At 56.0% G+C, this 6,383-nt stretch carries 4 protein-coding genes; all 4 read left to right on the forward strand.

The genetic code is table 11. The features are described 5' to 3' along the window. Window positions 1–767, forward strand: a 767-nt coding sequence (gene tssK / locus AC3B8H_RS17070; RefSeq protein ID WP_488442744.1) for a type VI secretion system baseplate subunit TssK, incomplete at its 5' end; no start/stop codon positions are given. A 5-nt stretch (window positions 768–772) separates the two neighbouring features. Then, on the forward strand, window positions 773–2,089 hold the full coding sequence (gene icmH, locus AC3B8H_RS17075) for a type IVB secretion system protein IcmH/DotU (RefSeq protein WP_488442745.1): 1,317 nt from the start codon (window positions 773–775) through the stop codon (window positions 2,087–2,089). A 21-nt stretch (window positions 2,090–2,110) separates the two neighbouring features. Then, on the forward strand, window positions 2,111–5,641 hold the full coding sequence (gene tssM / locus AC3B8H_RS17080; protein ID WP_488442746.1) for a type VI secretion system membrane subunit TssM: 3,531 nt from the start codon (window positions 2,111–2,113) through the stop codon (window positions 5,639–5,641). Then, window positions 5,638–6,383: type VI secretion system-associated protein TagF (gene tagF, locus AC3B8H_RS17085; protein WP_488442747.1), on the forward strand; the 746-nt coding region annotated here is incomplete at its 3' end. The genes tssM and tagF, both read left to right, overlap by 4 nt.

The following is a 6,383-nucleotide window of genomic DNA, read 5'->3' on the forward strand; positions in this document are numbered from 1 at the left end:
AGGCGGGCGCATGCGGTTTGTTGTCAGGCTTTTTGCGAGAGCTGCATGGTTTGTTACACACTCGCGGCGAAGCTTTGGCCGCGCGAGTATCCGGCGCGTCGCAAGGCGCGGGCGTTGCCGAAGTAGCCGATTTTATGTTGTTACAAACCATTAATCGCTATCAGCCGCTGCTACAGCATTTGGCCAACGAAACAAGCCTCCATCCAGAAAGCATGTATAGTCTATGTTTGCAAATCATGGGCGATCTAGCGACCTTTTACAGGCAGAACAAGCGCCCCGCCGTGATGCCGGACTACCAGCATGACGATTTGCGGTTGAGCTTCATTCCACTGATAGAAGAATTGCGGCGGCTACTGAGTATGGTATTGGAGCAGAACGCCATACAGATACCGCTAAACAAGCATAGTCAATCCGTTTACTATTCCGGTAGGCCGGATGTTAAGCTGTTGGACAGTGCAATTTATGTGCTGGCGGCAGGCGCGCAGATTTCGTCGGAAATGCTCCGCACTCATTTTCCACCACAAGTCAAAATCGGCCCAGTCGAAGAAATCACCCAATTGGTAACATCGGCGCTGCCGGGGATTTCGATTCATCCGTTGCCGGTTGCTCCCAGGCAGCTACCGTATCACGCCGGTTATTCGTATTTCGAGCTCGACAAACATAGTCCGTATTGGAAAAAAATGGCGGATTCAGGGGGATTTGCATTTCATATCGGCGGTAATTTTCCAGGATTGGAATTGGAATTCTGGGCCATCAAAAAAGGGTGATGACTATGGGGCAGGGTGGACCTTTCGGTGACGACGACAAAACCGTACTGAGGCCGATGCCGGGCGGGCGATTGCCGGACGCCGGCGCCAATCGCCCAGTCACGCAGGTCCAGCCTCCGCCGAATATTCAAGCGCCGCCGGTCAATTTAGGCGAGGCCTTACCGATTCGGCAATCCGGCTCCCTGCTCGATTTGGCCTCGGGGATGTTGTCGCTGGCGGCCAGATTGAAGCAGACCGTAAGCTACTCCGCGGTTGATGAACTGAAGCAAAAATTAGGGAAGGAGGTCCGCGAGTTCGAAAATCGCACACTGGCCGCCGGAATCCCGAGTGAACAAGGCCGGATGGCCAGTTATTGTTTATGCTCGTTCCTGGATGAAGTCATTCAAAACACACCCTGGGGGACTCAAAGCAATTGGGGTCACCAAAGTTTGTTAATCGTATTTCATAAGGAAGCCTGGGGTGGAGAGCGCTTTTTCCAAATCGTCGAGTACCTGGTTAAGCAACCGGCTCAAAGCTTGTTGTTGTTGGAATTCTGCTATGTGTTACTGAGTCTTGGATTCGAAGGAAAATACCGGATTATCCCAAATGGCTTAAATGACTTAGAACGCCAGCGCCTGGAGTTATATCAACTCATCCAACGCGTCCGGGGTGACTTCGAGCCGGAGTTATCCCCGCGTTGGCGAGGCCAAAATAGCGCAAAAAGCGGCTTGATGAAGCAGGTCCCGCTCTGGGTATTCGGTGCGGTGGCGGCGGGTTTGCTGATCCTGTGCTATTTGGGGTTTGCCTATTGGATTAACTCTGTTTCGGACCCGGTATACCGAGATTTATTAAAGTTGACCGTCGCGCCAGCCCCACCAAGCGCCGATGCGTCCGTGCCCCAACCTGCTCAAACTCAAGTGAAAGCCGCGCCGCGCCTGGAACGATTCAAGCCCTTGCTGAAGGACGAAATCGCCGCCAATATGGTGGAGGTCGTTGATGACAGCGTTATCCGCGTTCGTAATTCCTTTCCGTCCGGTAGCGATCAGGTGAAACCCGAGTTTCTGCCGATGCTCAAGAAAATCGCGAAGGAACTGCAAAATGGCCAGGAGAGTATCTTAGTGACCGGCCACACCGATGATAGGCCCATCGTGTCGGCTAAATTTCCGTCCAATTGGAGTCTGTCCACCGCCAGGGCGAAAAACGTTTTGGCTATTTTGCAAGCGTCGGCGCAATTGGCCGGCACCGCCCGAGCCGAAGGCAGGGCTGATGGGGAGCCGCTGGAGCCTAACGATAGCCCGGAACACCGGGCGTTCAATCGCCGTGTCGATATTTTGGTGAAGTGAGATAGCCGCGTGGGACGGATTATGGTTTTCTTGAAAACAAAGTGGGTGCTGGAACTGTTTGGCGTGCTTGCCGTTGCGCTGCTGATCTGGTTTGTTGGTCCGTTGATTGCGATTGCCGGCGCTGTTCCTCTCGAGCAGGAATGGGTTCGTTGGTTGGTAATAGCGATTTTGGTTGTCGTCTGGCTGGTTTATCGGATACTGCATCGGGTACTGTCGGCCAATCGCGAGAAAAAACTGATCGAGGACTTGGCGACGGCCGATGCCAGCGACGCCACCTCCGCCAGCGAAGCGGAATTGGAAGTGTTGCGGCGAGGCTTCGACGAGGCATTGCAGTTATTGAAAACGCCAGCCGGAAAATCGCGCGGTAGTCAGTATTTGTACGAATTGCCCTGGTACGCGATCATCGGCGCGCCGGGCTCCGGGAAAACCACCGCTTTAATCAACTCCGGCCTGCATTTCCCGCTGGCCGAGCGCCTGGGAAAACACGCGATTAAAGGCGTCAGCGGCACTCGAGATTGTGATTGGTGGTTTAGCGACGAAGCGGTGCTGTTAGATACGGCTGGGCGGTACACGACCCAAGACAGCCACCAGCAAGTCGATGCTTCGGCTTGGCACGGCTTCTTGCAGTTGTTAAAAAAATATCGGCCGCGCAGGCCATTGAACGGAGTTTTCGTGGCCGTTAGTGTCGGCGATTTGATGCGGCAAACCGAGGAAGAAATTTGCCAGCACGCGGCGGCGGTGCGTCAGCGCATCATGGAGTTGAACGGCCAACTGGGCGTGCAATTACCGGTCTACGTATTGTTCACCAAAGCCGACTTGCTGGCCGGGTTTACCGATTTTTACGCCAATCTGAGCGAGGACGAGCGCGGGCAGGTTTGGGGCGAAACCTTTGCGCCGGGAACAGGTGTTCAAGATTTGCCGCAACATCTCGATCGATTTAGGCTTGCCTACGACGAATTGGTGGACCGCTTGTTGCAGCGCCGGCTGAAACGCATGCAAGAAGAGCGGGATGCACAGCGTCGAGCGGCGATATTCGATTTTCCGCAGCAAATGATGCTGCTGAAATCGCCGGCTCTGCAATTTCTCGAAACCACGTTTGCGGTTAGCCGATACGAGGAGCCATTCTTTCTGCGCGGAGTCTATTTCAGTAGCGGCACTCAGGAAGGCACCCCTATCGATCGGGTGTTGTCGGCGTTGGCGAGCAGTTTCCGCCTGGAACGTCAAGCGGTGCCGATGATGAGCGGACGCGGTAAGAGTTTCTTTCTCGGCAAGTTGCTTAAGCAGGTGGTATTTCCGGAAGCCGACATCGTGGGGGTCGATCCGAAGGTCGAACGCCGCTATCGCCTGTTGTCGCTGGGCGCGTATCTGGCCACGGCGGGCGTGGTCGCCATCGCGGTGGTATGCTGGTTTGTTAGCCTGACCGCAAATAAACTGGCCTTGGCCGAAGTGGATAAGCACATAGCAGCGTTTCGCGCCAGCAATGCGGTCGGCACGGATACCCGCAGCGGATTTGTCGCGCTGTTGCCCAAACTGAATGCGCTGACCGACGCTCGCGAGGTTTATCGCCAAGTCGGTTGGAGCGCGGGTTTTGGTCTCTACCAGGGCGACAAGGTCGAAGCCGGCGTCAATGTTGCGTACGAAAAACTGTTAAGGGACAACTTCTTGCCGTTAGTCGTCGTGCGCTTAAAGGAGCGTATGCAGGGCGATGAAGGCGCCAATTTGGATGTGTTATACCAATTGCTGCGCGTCTATCTGATGTTTGGCGATCCGAAGCGCATGGATATCAAGGTCGCGCAACCCTGGGTTAAGCTGGATTGGGAGCATCAGTTTTCCACGGATCCCGAAACCCAGGCCCAGTTGCTGACTCATTTGGACAATCTGCTGGCGCTCGACTTGGATTCGGCGCCCATCGATAACAGCTTCGTCGCGTCGGTTCGTAACAAACTAACCCAGGTGCCGCTGGTCAATCAGGTCTATAGCCGCTTCAAAAGCGAGGCTCTGTTCGACCACGATCACGATGTCATGCTGGCCGGCCAATTGGCGCCGAACGGCGATCGCGTCTTTGCCGCCGCCAATGGCAAAGGCTTGGATAGCCTGATCGTGCCTGGCTTGTTTACCGCTTATGGCTACACCGACTGGTTTTTAAAGAAGGGCATGGATTACGTCAAGGAAGCCGCCTCGCAAAATTGGGTGTTGGGTGTCAGCGCCACCGATACTGTGTTGGAATTGGATCGCCTGTACGGCGACTTCAAACGTCTGTATTTGGCCGATTATCAAAAGACCTGGGATGGCGTGCTGACGGCGGTCAAGTTTCGTCCGCAACCGAGCACGACGCAACTGGTCGATACCCTGGATCTGTTGTCCCGACCCGATTCGCCGTTAAAATTGCTTTTGGAGTTGGTCGAAAAAAATACGTCGTTAAGCAAGCTATCGGCCAACTTGGCCGATAGCTTGACCAAGGCCGCCGGCGGCGCCTTAGCCGCTCCCGAAGCGGCCACCCAAAAGTTGCTTGCGATGGCCAAGCAAGGGGATAGCGGTATTGATCCGGTTAAAGCCCTGGAGGCGTATTTCGAGCCCTTCAACCTGCAAGTGCGCGGCGCTGCCGATAGGCCGGCGCCGATAGGCTCCACCCTGACCAGTCTGAAGAATTTGCACGATTACTTGATGCAGATCGGCGCCGCCAGCAATGCCGGCGGCCAGGCCTTGTCCACCGAGGCCGCCAAAGCCGCTGGTGGCGGCATCGATCCTATCCAGGCAGCCAAAATGGAATTCGCGCGTTTGCCGGGACCCATTGCCGCGTCGTTGAACGCGCTGACCGCAACCGGCGGTCAGCAAATCAAGACCGGCGCGAAGGGGCAGTTGAACGATTTGTTGAAGACTTCGGTCAGTTTGCCCTGCAAAGCCGCTTTGACCGGTCGCTACCCGTTCGCGAAAAACACCCCGCAAGACGTTTTGATGGCCGATTTCGGCAAGGTGTTTGCCGCAAACGGCGTGGTCGACCAATTCTTCAATACCAATCTGAAGGCCTTCGTCGATACGGCGGCGGTGCAATGGCGAGAATTGGCTTCCGATAACGCATTAGGCTTGGCGCCGGCCAGCATTCGTCAATTTCAGATCGCCGCTAAAATTCGCGACGCGTTTTTCCCGAACGGCGGGGCGGTGCCGCAAGTGCAGTTCGAATTAAAACCGCTGACCCTGGACGACCGGATCGGGACTTTTCGGCTGAATGTCGAAGGCCAGGAACTGGTCTATCGCCATGGTCCGGAGCAGTTGACCAAATTCCAATGGCCCGGCACCAATAACAGCGCGGGGGTTCGCGTGGTGTTCGAAACCCTGGACGGCAAGCAAGTCAGCCGGGCCAAGGAGGGCGCATGGGCTTTGTTCCGGATGCTGGACGAATTTAATATCGAGCCGACCAGTCTGCCGGACCGCTTCAATTTGACCGTGCTATTGGAGGGGTATAGCGCCCGCTTCGAACTGCGGGCCGCCAGCGTGAATAACCCGTTCGGCATCAGTGAGTACCAAACCTTTCGTTGTCCGGAGTCGTTGTGAGTGTTCCAGAAAATCACCGCGTCGGTTTTTTCGGGAAAGTGCCGGCGCTGGGCGATTTTGTCAGTCGGCGCTTGCCCAGGCAATTTATCGATCCTTGGGACCAATGGCTGCAAGGTTCGTTGCGCGCCAGTCAGGAAATGCTGGGCGACCAGTGGCTTTCGCTATTTCTGGTCAGCCCGATTTGGCGGTTTACGCTAAGTCCCGGCTTGTGCGGGCCATCGGCTTGGGCTGGTGTAATGATGCCCAGCGTTGATCGGGTGGGGCGCTATTATCCGCTGACTTTGGCGCAGGCGGTCGATGCCAATGCCGTTTCGGCTTTGTTCTTGCCGGAGTCCGATTGGTTTTCCCGTTTGGAGGACGCGGCATTGGCCGGTTTGGCCGAGCAGTTCGACTTGGATGGCTTCGATCGCGAGATTCTGGCGATCGATGCCGCGGCCGCCGGTCAGTTCGTGCTGGATTCCGTCGGAGATCGCGTTGGAGCCGCCAAACAGGCGGTGCGCTTCGATCTGGACTCGTTGGCGCAAGCGGGTAGCGTGTTTCCTCGCTTGAGTCAGGTGCTGCTTGACCGCTATCTGGGCAACTACAGCTTATGGGCTTGTCACGGCACTCAGCAAGGGCGGCCGAATTTTTTGTATTGCGAAGGACTGCCGCCGCTCGATGCCTATGCCGGTTTTCTACAAGGCGCGCCGGGCCAAAGCAACGCTTGGCAGTGCCAAGTGTTCAGTCTTGCGAAGCCGTTGTC

Source organism: Methylomonas sp. BG-2, from assembly GCF_057766305.1.